The organism is Pantoea sp. Ep11b (genome assembly GCF_040783975.1).
In the GTDB taxonomy this organism is placed as follows: domain Bacteria; phylum Pseudomonadota; class Gammaproteobacteria; order Enterobacterales; family Enterobacteriaceae; genus Pantoea.
This window is the reverse complement of record NZ_CP160631.1, coordinates 2889782-2914309: the sequence shown is the minus strand read 5'-3', so window position 1 is coordinate 2914309 and position 24528 is coordinate 2889782. Positions and strand designations below refer to the sequence as shown.

Sequence of the window (24528 nt, the reverse complement as noted above, 5' to 3'; positions counted from 1 at the left end):
CATTACGGCTGCGGCGTGGCGACCAGCGGACGTTTTTTGCGCCGCAGTTTATCCATCATCAGATAGACCACCGGCGTCGTGTAGAGCGTCAGCAGCTGGCTCATCACCAGACCGCCTGCGATGGTAATCCCCAGCGGCTGACGCAGCTCCGCGCCATCGCCGCTGCTCAGCACCAGCGGCAGCGCACCAAACAGGGCAGCCAGCGTGGTCATCATAATCGGCCGGAAGCGCAGCAGGCAGGCCTGGAAGATCGCCTCGCGCGCGCTGAGCTGGCCGTTGCGCTCCGCTTCCAGCGCGAAATCGACCATCATGATAGCGTTCTTTTTCACGATGCCGATCAGCAGCAGAATGCCGATCAGTGCAATCAGGCTGAAAGGCGTATCGAACAGCTCCAGCGCCAGCAGCGCGCCCACGCCCGCCGAGGGCAGGGTAGAGAGGATGGTCAGCGGATGCACATAGCTCTCATAAAGGATCCCCAGCACGATATAGACCGCCCCGATTGCCGCCAGCATCAGCCAGAGCTGGCTGCTTTGCGACTGCTTAAACACCTGCGCCGTTCCGGCAAAGCTGCCGCGCACGCTGGAGGGAACGCCAATGGCAGTCATGGTGCGATCGATCGCCTCTGACGCCTGCGACAGCGACACCCCTTCCGGCAGGTTAAACGAGATAGTGGATGCGGCCGACAGGCCTTCATGGTTCACCGACAGCGGCGCGTTGGCGGGCTGCCAGTGCGCGAACCACGACAGCGGAATCGCTTTACCCGCGTCATTAATCACAAACATCTGCGACAGGGCGCTGATATCCTCGGTGTAGCGCGGATCGACCTCCATGACCACTTTGTACTGATTGAGTGGTTGATAAATAGTGGATATCTGACGCTGCCCAAAGGCATTGTTCAGCAGATCGTTGGCCTTTGAGACGTCGATACCCAGCCGCGCCATGCTCTCCCGATCGTAAGTCAGCGCCATCTCGCTGCCCTTATCCTGCTGATCGGAGTTCACATCTGCCAGCTGCGGCAGGGCAGAAAACGCCTCGCGGATTTTCGGCTCCCACGTCCGCAGGGCGCCCAGATCGTCCGACAGCAGCGAATACTGGTAGCTGGCGTTCGCCTCCCGTCCACCGGAGCGCAGATCCTGCACCGCATTCAGATAGAGACTGGCGCCTGGCTCTTTTGCCAGCTTGCCGCGCAGCCGGGCGATAACCGCCTGCGCGCTCTCTTTGCGCTCAGAGAGCGGTTTCAGCGAGATAAACATTGAGCCGCTGTTGGTGCGCATTCCGCCGGTAAAGCCCACCACGCTGTCCACAGCCGGATCGGCCCCGACAATCTCCATAAAATCCTGCAGTTTACTGCGCATCGCCTGGAACGAAATACTCTGGTCGGCAGAGATAAAGCCGGAGAGCCGTCCGGTATCCTGTTCGGGCATAAAGGTTTTCGGCACATGCACAAACAGCCAGCCGGTCAGGACAATGGTGGCGACAAACAGCAGCATGACCCAGCGCGCATGGTTCAGCACTACCCTGAGCGAACGGCCATACCCCTGCTGGATCGCCATCAGCAGACGACCTGCCCCGCGACGACGTGGCTGGCTGCGCGGCGCGTGCGGCTTCAGCAGATAAGCGCACATCATCGGCGTCAGGGTGATTGAGATAAACAGGGAGATGACGATAGAGACCGACAGGGTAATGGCAAATTCTGAGAAGAAGCGGCCAATCAGCCCGCCGATCATCAGCAGCGGCAGGAACACCGCCACCAGCGACAGGCTCATCGACAGCACGGTAAAGCCGACTTCCTGCACCCCTTTCAGCGCGGCCGCCAGCGGCTTCATGCCCGCTTCGACGTGGCGGGCAATGTTCTCCAGCACCACGATCGCGTCATCCACCACAAAACCGGTGGCGATGGTCAGCGCCATCAGCGACAGGTTGTTCAGGCTGAAGCCGCAGAGGTACATGGCAGCGAAGGTGCCGATCAGTGAAACCGGCACGGCAACGGCGGGGATCAGCGTGGCCCGGCCTGAACGCAGGAAGAGAAATACCACCATGATCACCAGCAGCACGGCGATGATCAGTGACTGCTCGACCTCATGCAGCGAAGCACGAATCGTTGGTGAGCGATCCTGCGCAATCTGCAGGTCGATAGCGGCCGGGATCACCTCATGCAGCCGGGGCATTTCAGCGCGGATACGGTCCACGGTGTCGATCACGTTAGCGTCAGGCGTTTTGCGGATCAGCAGCAGCACCGCAGGCTTGCCGCGCGACATCCCGGCGTTGCGCACATCCTGTACCGAATCCTGGACCGTGGCCACATCCGACAGCCGGACGGCCGCACCGTTTTTATAATGGACGATCAGTGGCTGATACTCACGCGCGGTCTGCAGCGCGTCATTGGTCCGAAGCTGCCAGCGCCGCTGGGTATCATCCAGTGCCCCCTGCGGACGTCGCTGGTTGGCACTGGAAATGGCGGTGCGCACGTCATCCAGAGAGACACCCTGGTTAAACAGCGCCTGCGGATTCAGTGCCACGCGAACCGCAGGCAGCGAGCTGCCGCCTACGGTTACATCACCCACGCCCTCAATCTGCGACAGCTTCTGCGCCAGCTGGGTGGAGGCGTAGTCGTAGAGCTGACCCGGATTGTAGGTATCCGACGTCAGCGTCATGATCATGATCGGCGCATCGGAAGGGTTAACCTTGCGCCACGTCGGACGCGACGGCATCCCGGTCGGCAGCAGGCTCTGCGCGGCGTTAATCGCGGCCTGCACGTCGCGCGCGGCTCCGTTGATGTCACGGTCGAAATCAAACACCAGGATGATGCGGGTGTTGCCCAGCGAGCTGGTGGAGGTCATTTCGCTGACGCCTGAGATCCGTCCCAGCGAACGCTCCAGCGGCGTGGCCACCGATGACGCCATGATCTCCGGCGCGGCACCCGGCAGCGAGGCGGAGATCACGATCACCGGAAAATCGACCTGGGGCAGCGGGGCCACCGGCAGCAGGCGGAAACCCAGCACCCCGGCCAGCGCGATAGCCAGCGTCAGCAGGGTGGTTGCTACGGGCCTGTGGATAAAGAGGGTAAAGAACTTCACTCTGCGGCCTCCCTGCGGCTGAAGCGGCGGCGTGTCGCGTGAGCCAGCCGATCAAACAGCAGGTAGATCACCGGCGTCGTAAAGAGGGTCAATACCTGGCTCAGAATCAGCCCGCCCACCATCGCAATGCCCAGCGGATGACGCAGTTCGGCACCGACGCCCGTGCTGAGCATCAGCGGCAGTGCGCCGAGCAGGGCCGCCAGCGTGGTCATCAGAATCGGACGGAAACGCAGCAGGCAGGCCTGATAGATGGCGTCATAAGGCGTCATCCCCTCTTCACGCTCGGCCGCCAGCGCAAAGTCGATCATCATGATGGCGTTCTTTTTCACGATGCCGATCAGCAGGATGATGCCGATGATCGCCACAATATCCAGCTCATTGCCGCTGAGCATCAGCGCCAGCAGCGCGCCGACCCCGGCGGTAGGCAGCGTGGAGAGAATGGTAATCGGATGAATAAAGCTCTCATAGAGCACGCCCAGCACGATGTACATCGCAACGATGGCCGCCACGATCAGCCAGACGGTGCTGCTCAGCGCCGCTTCAAACGCCAGCGTGCTGCCCTGGAACTGAGTCATCATCTCTGCAGGCATGCCCAGCGCGGCTTCCGCCTGCGACACCGCCTTCACCGCATCCTCCAGAGAGTAGCCCTCCGCTACGTTGAACGAGAAGGTTGCCGACGGGAACTGGTCGAGGTGATTAATCGTCAGCGGCGCGAACCGCTGTTCAATACGGGCAATGGCGCTGAGCGGCACGCTGCCGCCGTCGCTGCTGTTGAGGCGAATCGCTTCCAGACTCTCCAGCCCTGGCGTGGCGTGATTATCCTGCTCCAGCACCACGCGATACTGATTCGCCTGGGTGTAGATGGTGGAGATAAGCCGCTGCCCAAAGGCGTTGTAGAGTGCATTGTCCACGTCCGCCATGCTGATGCCGAGGCGGCTGGCGCTGTCACGGTCGACGTTAACAAACGCCTCCAGCCCCTGATCCTGCCAGTCGCTGCTGACATCACGCAGTTGTGGCAGCGTATTCAGCCGGGTCAGCAGGGCTGGAACCCAGGTGCTGAGCGAGGTGAGCGAACCGGACTGCAGCGTAAACTGGTAAGGCGTCCGGCTCGCCTGGGTATCGATAGTGAGATCCTGCACGGCCTGCAGCCAGAGCTGCACGCCCGGCACCTGACTCACCGCCCTCTGCAGACGCTGCTGAATCGCCGGAATCCGGTCGTCGCGCTGGTCCAGCGGTTTGAGGTTGATCTGCAGCCGGGCGCTGTTGAGCGCGGCATTGGTGCCATCTACGCCGACAAACGAAGTCAGGCTCTGCACCGCCGGATCTTTCATGATGATGGAGGCGACATCGCGCGTGCGCTGCGCCATGCTGGCGTAGGAGACCGACTGCGGCGCCTGCAGCGTGCCCTGAATAATGCTGTTGTCCTGCTGCGGGAAAAAGCCTTTCGGGATAATCATCCACAGCATCAGCGTCAGCATCAGGGTGCCGACCGCCACCGATAGCGTCAGCCAGGGGTGATTCAGCACCCGGCGCAGGCCACGGCCATAGAAGGCCACGATGCGGTCAAACATCGCTTCGCTGGCGCGGGAAAAACGGTTCTGTTTGCGCAGCGACTCCGCGCTGAGCATCCGGGCGCACATCATTGGCGTCAGGGTTAGTGAGACTACCGCCGAGATCAGGATGGCGACCGCCAGCGTCACGGCAAATTCGCGGAACAGCCGGCCAATGACATCCCCCATAAACAGCAGCGGGATCAGCACCGCAATCAGCGAGAAAGTCAGCGAGATGATGGTAAAGCCGATCTCGCCAGCCCCTTTCAGCGCGGCGGTTAGCGGTTTTTCACCCTTCTCGATATAGCGTGAGATGTTCTCGATCACCACGATGGCATCATCGACCACGAAACCGGTGGCGATGGTCAGCGCCATCAGCGTCAGGTTGTTGATCGAAAAGCCCAGGAAATACATGGCGGCGAAGGTGCCGATCAGCGACAGGGGAACCGCCACCGCCGGGATCAGCGTGGCAGGCACGTTGCGCAGAAACAGGTAGATAATCATCACCACCAGTGCCATCGCCAGCACCAGCTCAAACTGGGTGTCGCTGACCGACGCGCGGATGTTGGTGGTGCGGTCGGTGAGCAGCGTCACCTCAACGGACTTCGGCAGGGTCGCGGTCAGCGCAGGCAGCATGGCGCGGATATTGTCCGCCGTGGCGATGATATTGGCGCCAGGCTGACGCTGGACGTTGAGCACGATCGCCGCATCGCGGTTGGCCCAGGCACCCAGCCAGCTGTTTTCTGCACCCTGTTCGATGGTGGCCACGTCGCCGAGCCGCACCGGGGCGTTGTTTTTATAGCTGATAATCAGCTGGCGGTAATCTTCCGCGGACTTCATCTGGTCATTGGCCGACAGCGTGACAGAGCGGGTCGGGCCATCCAGACTGCCTTTGGCGGAGTTGACGTTGGCGTTGCTGATGGCGGTCCGTACCGTTTCGCTGGTCAGGCCGAGTGCCGACAGCGCCTGCACGTTCAGCTTAACCCGCACGGCCGGACGCTGACCGCCCGACAGGGTGACCAGCCCGACGCCACTCACCTGTGAAATCTTCTGCGCTATCCGGGTTTCGATCATGTCCTGCACCTGCGTCAGCGGCATGCTGCGGGTGGTGACGGCCAGCGTCATGATGGGCGGATCGGCGGGATTCACTTTGTTGTAGACCGGCGGATTAGGCAGGTCGTTGGGCAGCAGGTTGGTGGCGGAGTTAATTGCCGCCTGCACTTCCTGCTCAGCCACATCCAGCGGCAGCGTCAGCTGAAACTGCAGCGTCACCACCGAGGCACCGCCGGCGCTTTGCGACGACATCTGCTTCAGGCCGGACATCTGACCAAACTGATGCTCCAGCGGGGCGGTGATGGAGGAGGTGACCACATCCGGGCTGGCACCCGGATAGAGGGTGACGACCTGAATGGTCGGATAATCCACTTCCGGCAGCGCCGAAACCGGCAGAAAGCGGTAGCCCAGCACGCCAGCCAGCAGAATCGCAATCATCAGCAGCGTGGTGGCGACCGGGCGCAGAATAAACTGGCGAGACGGTCCGCCATGCTGATCGGGAGGCATGACCTGCATTACTCACGCTCTCCTTTTGACGGCAGCGTGGCGCGACTGCTGCGCGGCGCGCTGCTCTGCGGTGCCACAACCTCCACTTTTGCCCCCTCCGTCAGGCGGTCCAGACCATCTGTGACCACGCGCTCACCTGCCTCCAGACCGGCCGTGATCACCACCTTCTGGCTGTCCTGCAGGCCGGGCACCACGCTTTTCTTACTCACTTTGTTATCGCTGTTGACGACCCAGACAAAGTTCCCCTCGTTGCCCATCTGCAGTGCAGCAGGCGGGATGACAATCGCATCCTGCAGCGTGTTGACCTTCAGGCGCACATTAACGAACTGATTAGGAAACAGCGCGTCATCCTGATTATCGAATCGCGCCTTGATTTTGATGGTGCCGGTGGTGACATCAATCTGGTTGTCCAGACTCAGCAGTTTGCCGCTGGCGATCAGGTTTTTATTGCTGCGATCCCAGGCCTCAACCAGTAGCGGCTGGCCGCTTTTCTGCGCTTTAAGAATGGCGCTGATGCTGTTCTCCGCCAGCGTGAAGAGCACATCGATCGGATGCGTCTGGGTGATCACCACGATGCCGGTGCTGTCGCTGCTGGTGACGTAGTTGCCCACATCCACCTGCTTCAGGCCGACCCGCCCGGAAATCGGCGCGGTGATCCGGCTGTAGGTCAGATTAAGCTGTGCGCTGGCAGCGTTTCCTTCATCCGCCTTTAGCGTGCCGAGCGTTTCAGCGACCAGTGAACGCTGGGTATCCAGACTCTGTTGCGACACCAGGGACGTTTTCGCCAGCTTCTCGTAGCGCGCCAGGTCGCGACGGGCATTCGCCAGCGTGGCCTGATCCTTGACGACCTGGCCCTGAGCCTGTGCTAACGCCACCTGGTAAGGGCGCGGATCGACCTCCGCCAGAAGATCGCCTGCTTTAACCTGATCGCCTTCGGTAAAGTGGATCGCCAGCAGATCGCCGTTGACCCGGCTGCGCACGGTGGCCGTATTGGCGGCGGTGACCGTACCCAGTCCGCTCAGGTATTGCGGCACGCTTTCGCGAGTGGCGGTGGCAGCCTGAACCGGGGCCAGTGGGCGATGCGCGCCCTCACCACGGCCTTTGTCGCCCGGGGCAGACGCATCACGCTGGCTGCCGCTTTCCGGTGCCGCACTGCGCTGCCAGCCATAATAGCCGCCTGCCGCGACAGCAATCAGGGCCAGCACAATCAGGGTTTTCTTCATAACAGGATGTCGGGTGCTCATGATTTCGGTGCTCTCCAGCAGTGACGTAGTCCCAGGCGCAGGCATCAAAAGGTTAGCCTGCAAACGACAGATTGTAGTCGCCTCTGACGGGCAGAAGTTGAAGGAAATAAGGAATCTCTGTCAGGGCGGGGTCATTATGCCTGTTCTTTCATTAATCGCAGCACAATCGTCATAAAGAGGCAAAACCCCTTTGCTATGCTGAGAAACAGGCAGTTTTTCCGGTAAATAAGGAGCCAGAAATGCATCAGAATCAGACACGGCAGTTAGGTAACAGCGGTATCGCCGTTCCGCGACTGACGTTTGGCGGCAATGTGTTTGGCTGGACGGTGGATCGCGCTACCTCATTTTCTCTGCTGGATGCGCTGGTGGAGCGGGGGCTCTGGTTTATCGATACGGCCGACGTCTATTCCCGCTGGGTGCCGGGCAACAAAGGCGGTGAATCGGAAACCCTTATAGGCGAGTGGCTGCAAAAAAGTAGCAAACGGGACCGGATCGTTCTGGCAACCAAGGTGGGGATGGAACTGTCCCCGGCGAAAACCGGGCTGAAACCGGACTATATCCGTCAGGCAGTCGATGCGTCGCTGCGCCGTTTACAGACGGACTATATCGACCTCTATCAGGCGCACCGCGACGATGCAGATACGCCCCTGGCGGAGACACTGAGCGCCTTTGACGGCCTGATCCGGGAAGGCAAGGTGCGGGCTATCGGGGCTTCAAACTACAGCGCCGCACGACTGCAGGAGGCGCTGGCGATCAGTGACGCGCAGGGACTGGCGCGCTACGAAACCCTGCAGCCGGAATATAACCTCTATGACCGCCAGCCCTATGAGTCGGAGCTGGAGCCTGTGGTGCAGGCGCACGGACTGGGCGTGATCAACTACTATTCTCTCGCCAGCGGTTTCCTCAGCGGCAAATACCGTGAAGCAGCGGATGCGGCGAAAAGTGCGCGCGGGCAGAGCGTGGTCGAAAAATATCTCAATCCGCGCGGGTTGCGGATCCTCGACGCGCTGGATGCCATCAGCGCAGCGCAGCAGGTGACGCCGACGCAGGTGGCGCTGGCATGGCAGATCGCCCGTCCCGGCATCACCGCGCCGATTGTCAGCGCCACATCGCTGAAACAGCTCGACGATCTGACCGGGGCGATGCAGCTCACGCTCTCACCCGCAGAGATTGCACAACTGGACCAGGCGAGCCGTTAAGCGCAGGGGCCATCGTGCCCCTGTTTTGCGCTGACCCGGCAGAAACTGCCGTTTCTGGCTGAAACGTAACCGCTAAGAGATCCCGATCACAGTTACGCGAACAATCTGCTGTTTCCGGAAAGTATGCGCACGTATTTACAAAAGCCGTTCAATAGCCAGCACTATCCTCTGCGCGTCACTTTCGGTCACTTACATAAGAATCAGCACGATGAAAAACAGAAAAGCCCGCTTTCCCTCTGCCCGTGTGGCAACCGGTACCCTGCTTATGGCCATGCTTTCCACGTCAGCCCTGGCCGCTGACGCGCTGAGTCCCGACTCCGAATGGATGGCTGGTGACTGGGGCGGTTACCGGACGCAGCTGCAGGATGACGGCATTAAATTTGACGTCAACTACACCATGGAAAGTGCGGCCAATCTGGGCGGTGGCGCGGACAGCAACACGACTATGCGCTACAGCGATCAGTGGACGTTTGGCACCAATTTTGACCTGGAAAAACTGCTGAACTGGCAGGATGCCGAGTTCCAGATGACCGTGACCAATCGCGACGGTCAGAACCTGTCGGATCAGGTAGGGGACCGACGCGCCGGGATGCTCTCTTCGGTTCAGGAGGTCTACGGTCGCGGCCAGACCTGGCGCCTGACGCAGTTCTGGCTGCGCAAAGGACTGTTTGACGATGTGGTCGATGTGAAAGCCGGCCGGGTCACGGTGGGCGAAGACTTCGATAACTTCGATGGCAATCTGTTCCAGAACCTGGCACTGGGCAGCGGCCAGGCGGGGAACTGGCGCGGCGATCGCTGGTTCAACTGGCCGGTGTCGCAGTGGGGCGGCCGCATTAAGTTCAATCTTACTCCTGAGCTTTTCTTCCAGGTCGGTTTCTATAATCAGAACCGCGCCAACTACGATCGCGGCGACGGCTTCCGTCTGGACACCCGCCATTCTGAAGGCAATCTGGTGCCGATCGAGCTGGGCTGGAAACCGACCTTCGGGCCGGAAAAACTGCCGGGTAACTACCGCATCGGTTACTACACCTCGTCGGTGGATGGCGATGTCTACAGCAGCTGGCGCAACGGCGGCTATCAGGATCAGGCGCGTGCCTATGGCGGCTATCTGTTATTGCAGCAGCAGCTGACCGCACAGAGCGGCGATGTAAATCGTGGACTGGGCATTCGCCTGCAGGCGGTGATGAACGACCACAAGACGTCAAAAACCGACAACTATCAGTCGTTCGCCCTGACCTGGACCGGGCCGTTTGATGCCCGTCCGCAGGATGAGATTGGCGTGGGCGCAGCACGTATTCATGTGAACAGCGACTATACCCGGTCACTGCGTCAGCAGAATCAGGCTAACGGCGAAAGCCGCTTCGACAGCCCGACTTATCTGCCGGTTCAGTCAGGTTCGGAATACAACTATGAGATCTACTACAACGCTAAAGTCACAAACTGGATGTCACTGCGCCCTAATCTGCAGTATGTCGTGGCACCGGGCGCGGTCAGCGAAGTGAAAGATGCGTTTATTGGCGGTATCAGCGCCAATATCGCCTTCTGATAAAGAGTGAAAGGATGGCGTACCGGACAGACGGCCTGGACGTGCTGAGCCCTGTGAGCCTGCGCCTGCTCATCGCCGTTGTCGGCAAATAAAAATGGCACCCTCGGGTGCCATTTTTGTTGTCGCAGGGCAGGATTAGCGGAACATCACTTCTGCCCAGCGGGCCAGTCCGGCGGTGACCGAGGCGAAGTCGTCGCCGCCCGCAATCGGCGTATCCGGCAGCGTCTGCTGCAGGGCTGCACGCAGCAGCGGTGAACGCGCGCTGCCGCCGGTCAGGTAGATCACATCAGGTTTAATCTGGCTGGTGGCCAGCGCCAGCTGCACCTGCTCCAGAATTTTCTCCAGCGGCTGACTGATCGCCTCCTGCAACTGGTTCACCGCAATCTCCGTCTGCAATGCCGCGGCAATGAAGTCGAGCGAAGCGGTATGGGCCGGGCTTGCTGACAGCGCGATCTTGCTCTCTTCGGCCGCTCGTACCAGACGATAGCTCAGTTTCTGCTGCCACACCTTCAGCAGGCGGGCCACGACGTCGCCCTGTTCGGCATCGCGCACCAGATCCCGCAGCCATTTTCCACAGGCCGCACTGTAGAAGTCGCTCTGTGCCGGCACATCATTGATGGCAATCGCATTCCACCACGGCAGGGCGGGCAGGGCGGTGCCTTTCTGGGTGTTGCCGCCGAGCCCCAGCAGAGGCATCAGGGTTTTAAACGCCAGCATGATGTCCAGGTCGTTTCCGCCAACGCGGCAACCGCTGTGGCCCAGCAGGCTTTCACGGCGGTCCGCCTTGTCGCGCCATTTCGGCCCCATCAGCAACATTGAGCAGTCGGTGGTGCCGCCGCCGATATCGACGACCAGCACCCGCGTCTCCTGCTGCAGCGTCGCCTCGAAATCGAGTCCGGCCGCGACCGGCTCGAACTGAAACTCGACGTCGCGGAAACCGGCACGGTGTGCGGCGCGCAGCAGAATACCTTCAGCCTGCTGGTTAGACTCTTCGCTGCCCGCGCCCTGGAAGTTGACCGGTCGGCCGATGACTGCCTGCTGAATGGTCTGACCGAGCTGGCTCTCGCCCTGCTGACGGATGTGTAGCATCATGGCGCAGACCAGATCTTCAAACAGGGCAAGCTGCTGAGGCTTCAGGCCGCTGGCACCGAGAAACGATTTGGGGGATTTAACGAACCAGACATCTTCCGGGTCAGCCATGTAGTGCTGCAGCGCGGTCAGGCCAAACTGCACGCTGTTCGCCTGAACCTCGATATCCTCTTCGCGGTTGAACCGCAGTGCGCGCTGTAGCAGTGCCGTGGTTTCGCTGTCCGGCGTCGCAACCTGATGATGACGATAAAGCCATTCGCTGATCGACTCGCGTGTCGGCGCACAGATCATTGATGGCAGCAGGCGCTGATCGTTTTCCAGCGTTAACAGGCGTGGCGTGCCCTTTTCGCTGACTGCAATAGAGCAGTTAGCCGTGCCGTAATCGAATCCTATGAACATTTTCGCCCCCATGCCGGAAAAAAGGGGGCGACTTTAGCGCAGCTTCAGCGGGGTGGCAAGCGGCCAGCGCGGGAATTAACGGATAGCGAAGAGGCGAGCTTCGGCCAGCGAACGCAGCGGCTGACGCTCGGCGACAGCACTGCCCCAGACGCCATCCACATCCAGCGTCGCCAGGGTATTCAGCACGGCTGGCACGGAAACCGGACCGGCCAGTACGGAAATGTGGCGCTGCGTGGCCTGCCCCTGAATAATGGTCAGCAGCATCTCATCCATCAGACTGGCATGCACGTTTGCCACCAGATCAGGTGCCAGCACCAGATAATCGACCACGTCATCACTCAGCAGATTGAAGGCATCCAGATTACGGCCAAAATGCTGCAGGACGATACGGCAGCCGCACTGCCGCAGTTGCCGCAGCGCTGCATAGATCTGATCGCCTTTACCGATGACGCTCGCCGCCGGAAAAGCAAAACCTGCGCGGCTATCGGCCAGACCGGCGGCGACAAAGCGCTGACAGAGCTGGTGCACAAAGGCGGCATCACTCAGCATCTGCGCATGCAGTGGCAGAACCACCGCAATGCCCTTGTGATTCAGCGCCTCTACGTCGTGGCGGAAAAAAGCCTCCAGAATGTTGTTATCCAGCCGGCGACGCAGCGCCTCATCGGCAAGGTTACTGCGCAGCAGCATTTCATCCATCAGCAACCCGTCCGCGCTTAACAGCTGGACATCCAGCAGCCAGATAAAGGCCGCCTGCGGCGTTTTCGGCGGAGCAACAGCCCAGGCGGCCAGTTCGATCTGCAGGGCATCGATCATGCCGGCATCCAGACCCTGATGATGACCCGGCAGTGGCAGGCGATGCTGTTCATAGATCATCAGCCGTCCGCGACCGCTGCGTTTGGCGTTGTAACAGGCGATATCCGCCTGCGACAGCACGTCGCTGCTCTGACAGTTTTCGGCGGAGATCTGGGTCACCCCGGCGCTGGCACCGACCTGGTACAGGCGACCCAGCCACTGGAAGCGGTAGTCATTGACTGCGGCAACGATACGCTGCACCACGTCATGCGCCTGCGCGACCTCACAGTCAGGCATCAGCAGGGCGAACTCATCGCCGCCCAGTCGGGCCAGAAAATCGCTGCTGCGAAGATGGTGCTGCATCAGTTCAGAGAGTTCGCGCAGGAGTGCATCCCCGGCGGCATGGCCGGCGCTGTCGTTAACGGCCTTAAACTTGTCCAGATCGATAAACACCAGCACATGGTGATGATGATGCTCCGCGGCATCGAACAGCAGACGCTTAAGCTGCAGTTCGAAGCTGGCGCGGTTAGGCAGGCTGGTCAGCGTATCATGCAGCGCACTGTAGCTCAGACGCTTCATCAGCTTACGTGACTCACTGACATCCTGAATAATCATTACGGCACCCTGTTCCAGACCGGCTTCTGAACGCAGCGGGGTGATGCTGTAGTGAATATCAATATGACTGCCATCGGGGGCATGCAGCACCAGATCTTCCGCAAAATCCGGGGTGACCTTTTCTGGCGGCAACTGGCACAACAGCAGATTTTCGACCTCGGGGCCGTTGCGGCCCTGAGTAATGTGCAGCACCTTACTCAGCGGCTGACCTGTGGCCTGCTCCTGCGTCCAGCCACTCATCTTCTCCGCTACCGGATTCATAAAGGCCACGCACATCTCTTTATCGGTGCTGATCACCGCTTCGCCGATCGAATCAAGGGTAATCGCCATGCGCTCTTTCTCCTGAAACAGCGCCTCATTCAGGTTGCGCAGCGGCGTAATGTCCTGACAGATACCCAGCATCCGCTCAATGCGTCCCTCTTTACTCAGCAGCCGGTTAGCCTGGGTTCGCACCCAGCGCTGTCCCTGCCTGTCAACGACGCGATACTCCATATGAAAGGCGCTGCGCAGCTCAATGGCCTGCTGCACCGTCAGCGCCGCGTATTCGCGATCGGCGGGATGCAGCAGATGGATCCAGAGGTCGTAGCTCGGCGACTCATGTGGTTCCAGACCAAACAGGGCGTACATACGCTTATCCCACAGCATCTCGCCGGTCAGCAGGTTCCACTCCCAGACGCCGATGCCGCCCGCTTCGTTGGCCAGCGTGATACGCTCCATCAGCCGCCGGTTCACCTGTTCGCTCTGCTTCAGCTCAGAGATATCGATGATCTGCGCAATGAAGTAGAGGGGGGCATGGCTGCTGTCACGCACCAGCGAGACCGTCAGGCGTGCCCAGACGATTTCGCCATCTTTGCGGAAGTAGCGTTTCTCAAGGGTATAGGTGTCGATGTCGCCTTCCAGCAGTCGGCCTACATGCTGCATATCCTTAGAGAGATCGTCGGGATGCGTGATCTGCTGAAAGGTCAGTCGCTTCAGCTCATCCGCCGGGTAGCCGAGGATCTGACAGAGTGAGCGGTTGACCTGCAGCCAGTTGCCCTGCGGGGAGACCAGCGCCATACCGATTGCCGAGTACTCCATGGCATGACGGAAGCGGGTTTCACTGTCGGAAATATGCAGTTTCTCGCGCCGGGAGGCATCCATCACCAGCGACATGATATGGCTGGGTATCAGCACCAGCAGAAACGGCAGCCAGCTGGAGACCGGACCCAGCGCGCTGTTGTTGCTGACCACGTTGACCAGATCTAAAGCCAGCAGCATGGAGATAAAACTGGCGTTGAGGAAGAACAGGATAAACGCCTGCAGTTTAGGCAGGCGAACGGCGCACCAGAACAGAATCACCACAATAAAGGTAAAGGGCCAGGGCAGAAAGCGCAGTGACAGGTAACTGGAACCGAGGGTAAGCAGCAGCGTCAGGGCGAGTTCGGCCAGACGCAGATCGCTGAACTGCGCGCGACGCAGCGGCCAGGGCAGCAGCAGCAGCATCGGGCCGAGCACCAGCATACCGATGATCTCGGAGATCACCCAGGTATAGAAGAAGGGAAACGACGCCTGGCCGCTGACCTGGAGCGTCCAGAGCGCCAGCAGGCCGCCGAGCACCGGCGTCATAATGCCCACCGACAGCACCAGTCGTGCCCAGTCACTCAGCGAATCCAGCGGTGTGCGACGATCCAGCAGAGCGCGCAGTAGCATACCGCCGACACCCGCCTGAATCAGGTTGAGCAGCGTAAATTTAAGGTTAGAAAAGGCGGGGCCGATGACCAGGGCGTTAGCACTCGCGGTGCCCAGGACGCAGGCTGTCAGCAGCAGCGGCAGCTGGCGCGTCGGACAGCGGAAAACCACGACGGTCATCAGCGTCGTGGGGAACCAGAGCGGGGAAATCTTCCCGCTGACCACAATCAGTTCAAGACAGAACAGCGTCAGGAAAAAGAGTATCCCGCCCAGAACCAGCGCCTGAAGCCAGCGGTTGGGCGTGTTGTTTTGCGGGGATAAAATCTCAGTCATGCGGGCTTCCGGCAGGGTGCAGGGCTCCGCAACGGCGAATCAGGCACCAGTCATTCTCTGACTGCATGCTAGCACATTCGGCAAAGAAAAAAGGGGTGAAATCAAAATTGCCCGTTATTCGGCGAATTGGCGGGCAGGGGGGGATGACGAGCCAGCCTATTGATTACTGACGGAAAAGATCGGCACGGGTGTAAGGTTTTTCCATCCCCGCAAGGCTGGCAGAGAACCGCTCCAGAAACTGCTGCGTGGTAGCGACGCGCCCGTGACTCATCAGAATAAAGGGTATGACCAGTGCAGCGCCGACCTGGGTCCAGCTAAAGCCTTTGAGCGTGGTGCGCCGCTGCGAGATCAGAAACGCGGTGCTCAGCGTGAAACCCAGCAGCAGACCGGTCGCGACCTCGCTTCTGGAGTGCGCATGGATCACCAGACGGGAGAATCCCACCATCAGCGGGATAAGGTAGCCTACCCCGATCGCCACCACGCGACCCGGCAGCGACCAGCGACCCGAGATCAGCCACAGCATCACTGGCCACAGCGTAGCGGACATCGCACTGTGACCGCTGAAACCGGTGAAATTAAAACGGGCGCTGCCGATGCCGAATCCCAGGAACAGAATCTTCGAAATGCTGACCGTGAGCCCGGCCAGGCCGAAAGCGACAATCCAGTAGAGGACGGTAAGACGGTTGTCACTCTTCCAGGGTAAAATCAGCGCAATAATCACGGCTGTCGGAATCAACAGCATGCTGTCGCCAAAATAGGTCAAAGTCTTCCAGTGCATACTACTCCTGCTGCCTTCTCGGGTCGTTATGAGAGCGTCGCGCGCGGGCTGTCCGGCACGCTGAAGGGGCCATTTTAGTTATAATTGGCTGTGACAACAGTTTATCGGTGAAATGAGTGGCGTCCAAAGGGGAAAGTCTGAAAAGTCGCCGACGCCATTTCTCTGGCATCAAAAGACCGAAATCCCTATACTTAGCGCGAACACACCCTCTCCATTTCGGCCCGTCCGCTGCCCGCGTAATGTGTGTCCAGTGGCAGGCTCCAGTTATCAGGTCTTAAAAAAGTATGACTGACAAGTCTCATCAGTGCGTGATTGTAGGCATTGCCGGCGCTTCCGCATCCGGTAAAAGTTTAATTGCCAGCACGCTCTATCGTGAAATCCGTGATCAGGTAGGTGACGAGCACATCGGGGTCATCCCGGAAGATGCTTATTACAAAGATCAAAGTCACCTCACCATGGAAGAGAGGGTTAAAACCAATTATGACCATCCGAGCGCGATGGATCATGATTTACTGCTGCAGCACCTGCAGGCGGTGAAAGCCGGTCAGGATATTGAACTGCCGGTCTACAGTTACGTTGAACACACCCGTACGCAGCAGACCCAGCATCTGAAAGCCAAAAAGGTGATTATCCTGGAGGGCATTCTGCTGCTGACCGACGCCCGTCTGCGTCAGGAACTCAACTTCTCAATCTTCGTGGATACGCCGCTCGACATCTGTCTGATGCGCCGTATGAAGCGCGATGTCAATGAGCGCGGGCGCTCGATGGATTCAGTAATGAGTCAGTACCAGAAGACGGTTCGTCCGATGTTCCTGCAGTTCATCGAGCCCTCTAAACAGTACGCCGATATTATCGTGCCGCGCGGCGGAAAAAACCGTATCGCCATCGATATCCTCAAGGCAAAAATCAACCAGTTTTTTGAATAATCCACGTCCGGTGGGACGTGGCGCAGACCGGCGGCAGGCAGACTGAAGTCGGTTCGCTACACTTATGTCATGGAGTTTCCGCAATGAGATTATGCGATCGCGATATTGAAGCCTGGCTCGATAGTGGCAAACTGGCCATTGAGCCGCGCCCGCCGGTCGAACGCATCAATGGTGCTACGGTCGATGTGCGGCTGGGTAATCAGTTCCGTACCTTCAGCGGGCATACCGCGGCCTTTATCGATCTGAGCGGGCCGAAGCAGGAAGTCAGTGCCGCCCTGGATCGGGTCATGAGCGATGAGATCGTGCTGGCAGAAGGCGAAGCCTTCTTCCTGCACCCGGGCGAACTGGCGCTGGCGGTCACGCTGGAGTCGGTGACGCTGCCCGATGATCTGGTCGGCTGGCTGGATGGGCGCTCGTCGCTGGCGCGTCTGGGCCTGATGGTGCACGTCACGGCTCACCGCATCGATCCGGGCTGGCAGGGCCGTATCGTGCTGGAGTTCTACAATTCAGGTAAACTGCCGCTGGCACTGCGTCCTGGCATGTTAATCGGCGCACTGAGTTTTGAACCCCTTTCCGGCCCGGCTGCGCGCCCCTATAACCGCCGTGAAGATGCGAAATATCGCGGTCAGCAGGGTGCTGATGCCAGCCGTATCGACAAAGATTAATCTGAGGATGTAATGAAAAGAGTGATAACCACGCTGGCCATCCTGTTAGTGGTGGTCGTATCGGGAATGAGCGCGCTGGTGCTGCTGGTCAATCCCAACGACTTTCGTGCCTATATGGTACAACAGGTTGAACAACGCAGTGGTTATCGGCTGGAGGTCAGCAGCGATCTGCGCTGGCACGTCTGGCCTCAGCTCAGTATCCTCGCCGGCCGGATGAGCCTGACCGCACCAGGGGCCAGTCAGCCGCTGGTGTCGGCCGAAAATATGCGGCTGGATGTCAATCTGTGGCCGCTGCTCTCCCACCAGCTCAGCGTCAGTCAGGTGATGCTGAAAAATGCGATAGTGCGTGTCACCCCCGACAGCAGTCCACAGCCCGCCAAAAACGCGCCGCAGGGACCGCGTGATGCGGAGCCTGCGTCACCCGCCAGCGGCTGGTCTTTTGACATCGCAAAACTGCGCGTTGCCGACAGTCTGCTCATCTGGCAGCAGCCGGGCGGCGATGAGTACAATTTCCGTGACCTCAACATCAGCATGGATCAGGATGCCAGCAATCTGGCGACCCTGGCGCTGAGCACCAGCCTGATGCGCAACCAGCGCAACGTCACCCTGTCGCTGAAGGGGCAGCTCGACGCCTCACAATATCCTCATCGTCTCAGCGGCCAGTTGCAGCAGCTGGATTACACCCTCTCCGGTGCGGATATCCCGGTGCAGGGCATTAAAGGCTCGCTGAGTCTGCAGGGGGAGTGGAATGGCGACCGCCAGCGCTTCGCGTTCAGCAATCTGCAGCTCACCGCTAACGACAGCACGCTCACCGGGCAGGGCAGCGGTCACCTGATGCCTCCGCAGCAGCTGGCGCTGGATCTGAAAGCCAGTTCGCTCAACCTCGATAATTTACTGACCAGCGCGCCCGCGTCTGAAACGGCAGGCGCGCAGCACGCCACAGTGGCCCGTTCACCGGTGATTGCGGCGCCACGCGAACGCATTAATGCTGACTCTCCGCTGAACGACATGGATCTGGCGCTGAAGCTCCAGGCAGAGAGTGTCGTCTGGCGCGGCCTCGCGCTGACCGGCCTGACGCTCGACGCCAGCAATCAGCAGGGGCTGATGACGCTTAATACTCTTAGCGGTAAGCTGGGCAATGGCAGCTTCTCGGTTCCCGGCCGCATTGATATCCGTCAGCCAGAGACGCAGGTGACGCTGAAGCCGCAGCTCCGGCTGATTGCGATTCAGCCCCTGCTGAAAGCCTTTAACCTGCCGGAAAGCCTGCAGGGCAATCTGAGTCTTGACGGCGATCTGGCGGGCGACACGCTGAGTGTCGAGGCAGCTAAACGTCGCTGGCAGGGCAGGGCGACCCTGAGCGCCAGCAACCTTGAGCTGGCGCAGCTCAATCTGCAGCAGATGGTGCAGCGCGCCGTGGCGCGGGTCAGCGATAAGGTCAGCCGTGAAGAGGCGGAAGATGCGGCCGATGAGGGCATTGAGTCGATCAGCGGCCAGGTGGCCCTCAATAAAGGCGTGCTCAGCTTCAGCGATATCAACGGCAACGGCCATAATCTCGACCTGCAGGGTGCCGGCAAAGTGGATATGGCGCAGCAGCAGCTGGATGTGACGCTGGGGCTGAAGCTCAGCGGCTGGCGGGGTGCTGAGACGCTGGTGAAAGCTCTTGCCGATCAGCCGGTCCCGCTGCGCATCTACGGCGACTGGAACAACCTGCAATATTCGCTGCCCGTGGATGACGTGCTGCGCGAACGCCTGCAGAGTGAGGCCAGGACACGGCTGAACCAGTGGATCGATCGACAGAAAGAAGAGAGCAAAAAACCGAATCTGAAGAAATAAGGGCGCCTGGGAAAGACACAGCGCCCTGGACGTCCTACTCCCTATCGGGCTGCTGCAGGATCTCGACCTTCTGTACCCGATGATTCTCGACCTGCAGGGTACGCAGCTGATAGCCCTCCAGCTGCAGCACTTCGCCTTCCTGCGGAACGTGCTGCAGCCTGTCCATCAGTAACCCGGCCAGCGTGTGGTAGTCGCGCTGCTCATCCAGCGGCAACTTCACATAGAGCGCCAGATCCTCCAGCGGCATATGGCCGTTGGCAATCCAGTGACCTTCGCCCTGAATCTGAATATCGTAACGGGCATCAATTTCACCCGCCTCATTCGGCAGATTTCCGGCGATGGTCTCCATCACATCGCTCAGGGTCACGACGCCTTCTACCGAACCAAACTCATCGACCACAAACGCAAAGTGCGTATGCGCCTGGCGGAACTGTTCCAGCGCCTGCAGCAGCGTCAGCCGTTCAGGAAAGACCAGCGGCTGCCGGATAAGGGCGCGCAGGTCGAGCGAATGATGATGCAGTGACTGATGCAGCAGATCGATAACGTGGACCACGCCCAGAGGTTCGCTGGAGTTATTGGTGATCAGGATGCGCGTGTGCTGGTTGCGATCCAGCCGGGCCATAATCTCAGCCGGATCGTCACTCAGGTCGATATGCTCCACATCGTGACGTGAGGTCATGATGCTGTTGACGTGGCGCTGACCCATACCCAGCACCCGGGCAATCATCACCCGTTCCTGGCGGTTAAACAGCACGCTGGCATCGCTGTCCGCAATCAGTGACGAGGTTTTCGCATCCAGCTCTGCCGGTTCTGCCGCGCCACGCAGCATACGCAACACCGCTTCCGCCGTCCGCTGCCGGAGCGGACGACCTGCTGACAGCACCCGACGGCGATTGAAGTGCGCCAGCTGGTTCAGCGCCTCAATGATCACTGAGAAACCAATCGCGGCGTAGAGATACCCTTTGGGGATCACAAAACCAAACCCTTCCGCCACCAGGCTGAAGCCTATCATCAGCAGGAAGCTCAGACAGAGGATCACAATGGTGGGGTGGTTATTCACAAAGCGGGTTAAAGGTTTACTGGCGAGCAGCATCAGCAGAATCGCGATAGTCACCGCCAGCATCATGACCGGTAGATCGTTGACCATACCCACGGCCGTGATCACCGCATCCAGCGAGAAGATGGCATCCAGCACCACAATTTGCGCCACCACCGGCCAGAATTTAGCGCCGCCTTTTTGTTGACCGGACGCCTCATCATGACCCTCAAGCCGCGCATTTAACTCCGTCGTGGCTTTGAACAGCAGGAAAATCCCGCCTGACAGTAGCAGAAGATCGCGCGCACTAAAGGGGTGATTCGCCAGCGTAATCCAGGGCTCCTTGAGCGTAACCAGCCAGGAAAGCGAAGCGAGCAGCAGGATCCGGCACGCTAACGCCAGCAGCAGTCCGATGACGCGCGCGCGGTCGCGAAGCGGCCCCGGCAGCTTTTCAACCAGGATGGCAATGAAAATCAGATTGTCGATGCCTAAAACCAGTTCCAGAACGATTAGCGTTACTAATCCCGCCCATAGCGAGGGATCGGTAATTACCTCCAGCATCTCTTATTCACCTGAATGTCTTAAATTGCGTTTTCTCTGATGATAGTGGAGTGACAGGCCGGGCACAAATGGCAGGGCAGGGGAGAGGTGGCCGGGCCGGACCACGCGATTGTGCAAAATGTGACCATAAATGCGTGACGGTTTGATTAATTCCGCAGAGGGGAACAGAGATAATTCTGGGCCGGATTGTACCGGAAAGATGATATTCACCTGCCGGGCTTATGCGATTCATCTTATCGCGGGTATGGCATTAATCCGAATTGTGCGGAAAGGATTGCACTCTCTGTCCGGCATCAATACTAATTGCTGGTAGTCTTTTTCCTAAAATAGTCCAGGGATGGCGGGACCTGCTTGTAAACAAGCCAGTAATAACTAGTATAGCAACAAGTTAGCAAACTCTGCCCCAGAGTCGTAATTTGCGTAGCGATTCGACTTTACCCGTGATGTCACGAATAGGTAATTCATCATTCAACATCTGCATGATGCGTTACCGAAACGCTGACGCATTTTGGGGAGCAATATGAATGATGACAGCGATATTGGCAGCGACAGCCAAGGGCGGTAGCGTGCCTGAATCGCGTTTTTCGTTGATAAAATGAGCAGCGCTGGCGATGATTAAAGTCAGAGTAATCTGTTGGTATTCATCACAATATTATTGGTTTTATGGTTAAGATCATTGGCGTAAACGCCGCAGGAGCTCCCCTCAGAAACGGCTCAGTCTTGAGAGGTTACATCGCTCAACGATTAAACAGGCGATAGCCGTTGCGGGTTAAAGGAAATAAAATAAAGAGTTAAATATGCGCGATACAGAATTTACGTTTAAAAGTCTTATTACCAAATTAATGCTGGCCTGTTCAGATTTAATTTGTTTCAACGCAGCGTTATTTATAGCGATGATGCTAATTAATGTTCAGTCAGATTCGCCTCTGGCAGATATTTCTGAAAAAGAACTGCATTTAAAAATTGCTACACACATTTGTCTGTCAGTAATTTGTATTGGCTGGTTCTGGGTAAGGCTTCGTCACTATACTTACCGCAAACCTTTCTGGTTCGAATTAAAAGAAGTTTTTCGTACCATTCTGATATTTTCCGTCATAGACCTGTCGATTACCGCGCTGTCCCAGTGGCAGATGTCGCGCTTCGTCTGGTTGCTGACCTGGGTACTGGCACTGATTTTAATTCCGACCTGCCGCGCGCTGGCCAAACGTCTGCTGAATAAAAATGGCCTGTGGAAAAAGCAGACCATCATTATCGGCAGCAGCAAAAACGCGCACGAAGCCTGGCAGGCGCTGCAGAGCGAAGAGGTGATGGGTTTCGACGTTATCGCCTTCTACGATGTCGACGGAACCTGTCCGCAGGAGATCATGAACGGCGTGCCGGTGCTGCGTGATGAGCAGGAGCTCTGGAGCCTGACCAGCAGCGAAACCCAGTTTATTGTGGCCGTTGAGTATGAGCAGAGCCAGTATCGCGACATGTGGCTTAAGTCGCTGGCGATGCACAACTGCCGTTCTGTTTCCGTGATCCCGACCCTGCGCGGCGTGCCGCTCTACGGCACCGACATGGCCTATATCTTCAGCCACGAAGTGATGATCCTGCGGGTTCAGAACAACCTGGCAAAACGAACTTCGCGCTTCCTGAAGCGGACGTTCGATATCGTGGGCGCACTGTCAATTATCCTGATGCTAATGCCGGCGCTGCTGGTACTGGGCTTCCTGGTGGGCCGTGATGGCGGACCGCCGATTTATGGTCACGAACGTGTTGGTATGAATGGCCGCAAATTTAAATGTCTGAAATTCCGCTCGATGGTGATTAATTCCAAAGAGGTGCTGGAAGAGGTGCTGCGCACTGACCCGGTTGCTCGTGCGGAGTGGGATAAAGATTTCAAACTCAAAAATGATCCCCGTATTACTAAAGTGGGCCATTTCATCCGTAAAACCAGTCTCGATGAGTTACCTCAGCTCTGGAACGTGGTGCGCGGTGATATGAGTCTGGTCGGCCCGCGTCCGGTCATTGAAGATGAACTCTGTCGTTATGCAGGCGATGTTGATTATTACCTGATGGCTAAGCCGGGCATGACGGGATTGTGGCAGGTCAGCGGTCGTAATGACGTTGACTATGAAACCCGCGTCTATTTCGACTCGTGGTATGTAAAAAACTGGTCGCTGTGGAATGACATCGCCATTCTGTTCAAAACAGTGGGCGTGGTATTGAAACGCGACGGTGCTTATTAATCGTGAGTCGGGAGCGTGTTAACGCACGCTCAGAGGGGTTGTGCCGTTGTCAGGCGTGTCGTTGTTCGTGGCCATCATCAGGGATATCGTCGCGCATCATGAGTCCGATATGATGCGTAGCGTTTCGGGTAGACCCTGACAGATGGTTATGACGTATAACAAGTGGAGCAAGGATAATGAACGACAGGTTCAGAGCTTAAGTCAGCCAGGATTTACTTTTTGTTGGACGCTTACACAGCGGCGGTTTCGCCTCTATCAATAAATAACTGATAGCGAAGATCTAAATGATTACAATCAAAATGAAATTGATACCCTTGCTGGTATCCGCCACAATCCTCAGCGGGTGTACGATCGAACCCGGTCAGCATCTTTCTACATCGGGAAAAAATGTTGTTGAGCAGCAGGATAGTAACTTTGACATCGATAAATATGTCAACGTCTTCCCGTTAACCCCTTCGCTGGTTGAGAAGATGCGTCCGAAGCCACTGGTGGCCCAGACCAATCCTTCTCTGCAGAACGAAATTCAGAACTACGAATACCGTATCGGTGTGGGCGACGTCCTGACGGTGACCGTCTGGGATCACCCGGAACTGACGACCCCAGCGGGTCAGTACCGTAGCGCCAGCGACACCGGTAACTGGGTGCACTCTGATGGCACCATCTTCTATCCCTACATTGGCCGTGTGCGTGTAGCGGGCCGTACCGTGGGTGAAGTGCGTAACGAAATCGCGCGTCGCCTGGCACAGTACATTGAGAGCCCACAGGTCGATGTCAGCATCGCCTCCTTTAAATCGCAGAAAACCTACGTCACCGGTTCAGTCACGACCTCAGGTCAGCAGCCGATCACCAACGTGCCGTTGACGGTGCTGGATGCAATCAACGCCGCAGGCGGCCTGGCCGCCGATGCGGACTGGCGTAACGTCGTGCTGACGCATAACGGCCGCGAACAGCGCATCTCGCTGCAGGCCCTGATGCAGAATGGCGACCTGAGCCAGAACCACCTCCTCTATCCGGGCGATATCCTTTACGTTCCGCGTAACGATGACCTGAAGATCTTCGTGATGGGTGAAGTGAAACAGCAGACCACCCTGAAAATGGACCGCAGTGGCATGACGCTGGCGGAAGCCCTGGGCAATGCGGCGGGGATGGATCAGACCACCTCTGACGCCACCGGTGTCTTCGTTATTCGTCCACTGCACGGCACCGATCGCAACAAGATTGCCAACATCTATCAGTTGAACACCAAAGATGCGGCATCCATGGTGATGGGAACCGATTTCCAGCTTCAGCCTTATGACATCGTCTATGTCACCTCAACGCCGCTGACGCGCTGGAACCGTGTGATTTCGCAACTGATACCAACCATCGCCGGTATCAACGATGCGACACAGGCCGCATCGCGTATCCGTACCTGGGGAAGATAAGG

The 24528-nt window shown here is 58.5% G+C and carries 14 protein-coding genes; 7 read left to right on the top strand and 7 right to left on the bottom strand.

Annotation, left to right across the window (positions count from 1 at the left end):
• Positions 1–2: 2 nt before the first annotated feature.
• From mdtC to AB1748_RS13755, 3 genes are read right to left on the bottom strand one after another with little or no spacing between them, the layout of a single operon-like run.
• Positions 3–3077, bottom strand: a complete 3075-nt coding sequence (mdtC, locus tag AB1748_RS13765) for a multidrug efflux RND transporter permease subunit MdtC (protein ID WP_367395637.1) — start codon at positions 3075–3077, stop codon at positions 3–5.
• A complete protein-coding gene (locus tag AB1748_RS13760; RefSeq protein ID WP_367395636.1) occupies positions 3074–6196 on the bottom strand; it encodes an MdtB/MuxB family multidrug efflux RND transporter permease subunit in 3123 nt (1040 codons plus the stop codon). The genes mdtC and AB1748_RS13760 overlap by 4 nt, the downstream gene beginning before the upstream one ends.
• Complete coding sequence (locus tag AB1748_RS13755; RefSeq protein ID WP_111139184.1) at positions 6196–7431, bottom strand: MdtA/MuxA family multidrug efflux RND transporter periplasmic adaptor subunit; 1236 nt, start codon at positions 7429–7431, stop codon at positions 6196–6198. Before AB1748_RS13755 ends, AB1748_RS13760 begins: the two co-directional genes overlap by 1 nt.
• A gap of 239 nt (positions 7432–7670) precedes the next feature.
• Here AB1748_RS13755 and AB1748_RS13750 point away from each other — a divergent pair, with 239 nt between their 5' ends.
• Together AB1748_RS13750 and AB1748_RS13745 are read left to right on the top strand one after the other, a co-directional pair.
• Positions 7671–8630: an aldo/keto reductase gene (locus AB1748_RS13750; protein WP_367395635.1), complete on the top strand. Its 960-nt coding sequence runs from the start codon at positions 7671–7673 to the stop codon at positions 8628–8630.
• Positions 8631–8838: 208 nt separating this feature from the next.
• Entirely contained in the window at positions 8839–10176 is a 1338-nt protein-coding gene (locus tag AB1748_RS13745; protein WP_367395634.1) for a carbohydrate porin, read from the top strand.
• A gap of 135 nt (positions 10177–10311) precedes the next feature.
• On the opposite strand, the gene yegD is transcribed toward AB1748_RS13745, so the two are convergent.
• The 3 genes from yegD to AB1748_RS13730 form a co-directional block, all read right to left on the bottom strand.
• Positions 10312–11664 (bottom strand): molecular chaperone, encoded by a 1353-nt coding sequence (gene yegD, locus AB1748_RS13740; RefSeq protein WP_111139187.1) that lies wholly within the window; start codon positions 11662–11664, stop codon positions 10312–10314.
• A gap of 75 nt (positions 11665–11739) precedes the next feature.
• Entirely contained in the window at positions 11740–15072 is a 3333-nt protein-coding gene (locus AB1748_RS13735; protein ID WP_367395633.1) for a diguanylate cyclase, read from the bottom strand.
• Between the two features lie 163 nt (positions 15073–15235).
• Positions 15236–15850, bottom strand: coding sequence for a phosphatase PAP2 family protein (locus AB1748_RS13730; RefSeq protein ID WP_111139189.1), 615 nt, complete (start codon positions 15848–15850; stop codon positions 15236–15238).
• Between the two features lie 284 nt (positions 15851–16134).
• Between AB1748_RS13730 and udk the strand changes: the two genes are divergently transcribed.
• The 3 genes from udk (at position 16135) to asmA (ending at position 19274) form a co-directional block, all read left to right on the top strand.
• Positions 16135–16776 (top strand): uridine kinase, encoded by a 642-nt coding sequence (gene udk, locus AB1748_RS13725; protein WP_004571279.1) that lies wholly within the window; start codon positions 16135–16137, stop codon positions 16774–16776.
• Positions 16777–16859: 83 nt separating this feature from the next.
• The gene (dcd, locus tag AB1748_RS13720) at positions 16860–17441 is read left to right on the top strand and encodes a dCTP deaminase (protein ID WP_111139190.1); all 582 of its coding nucleotides are present in this window, start codon (positions 16860–16862) and stop codon (positions 17439–17441) included.
• A gap of 12 nt (positions 17442–17453) precedes the next feature.
• Positions 17454–19274: an outer membrane assembly protein AsmA gene (gene asmA / locus AB1748_RS13715; RefSeq protein WP_367395632.1), complete on the top strand. Its 1821-nt coding sequence runs from the start codon at positions 17454–17456 to the stop codon at positions 19272–19274.
• 34 nt (positions 19275–19308) lie between these two features.
• Here asmA and AB1748_RS13710 read toward each other — a convergent pair whose 3' ends face one another.
• Complete coding sequence (locus AB1748_RS13710) at positions 19309–20871, bottom strand: TerC family protein (protein WP_111139192.1); 1563 nt, start codon at positions 20869–20871, stop codon at positions 19309–19311.
• A 797-nt stretch (positions 20872–21668) separates the two neighbouring features.
• Between AB1748_RS13710 and wbaP the strand changes: the two genes are divergently transcribed.
• Positions 21669–23102, top strand: coding sequence for an undecaprenyl-phosphate galactose phosphotransferase WbaP (gene wbaP, locus AB1748_RS13705; RefSeq protein ID WP_111139193.1), 1434 nt, complete (start codon positions 21669–21671; stop codon positions 23100–23102).
• A 284-nt stretch (positions 23103–23386) separates the two neighbouring features.
• Positions 23387–24526 carry a polysaccharide export protein gene (locus tag AB1748_RS13700; protein ID WP_111139194.1) on the top strand — a complete coding sequence of 380 codons (1140 nt, stop codon included), beginning with the start codon at positions 23387–23389 and terminating at the stop codon, positions 24524–24526.
• Positions 24527–24528 lie beyond the last annotated feature (2 nt).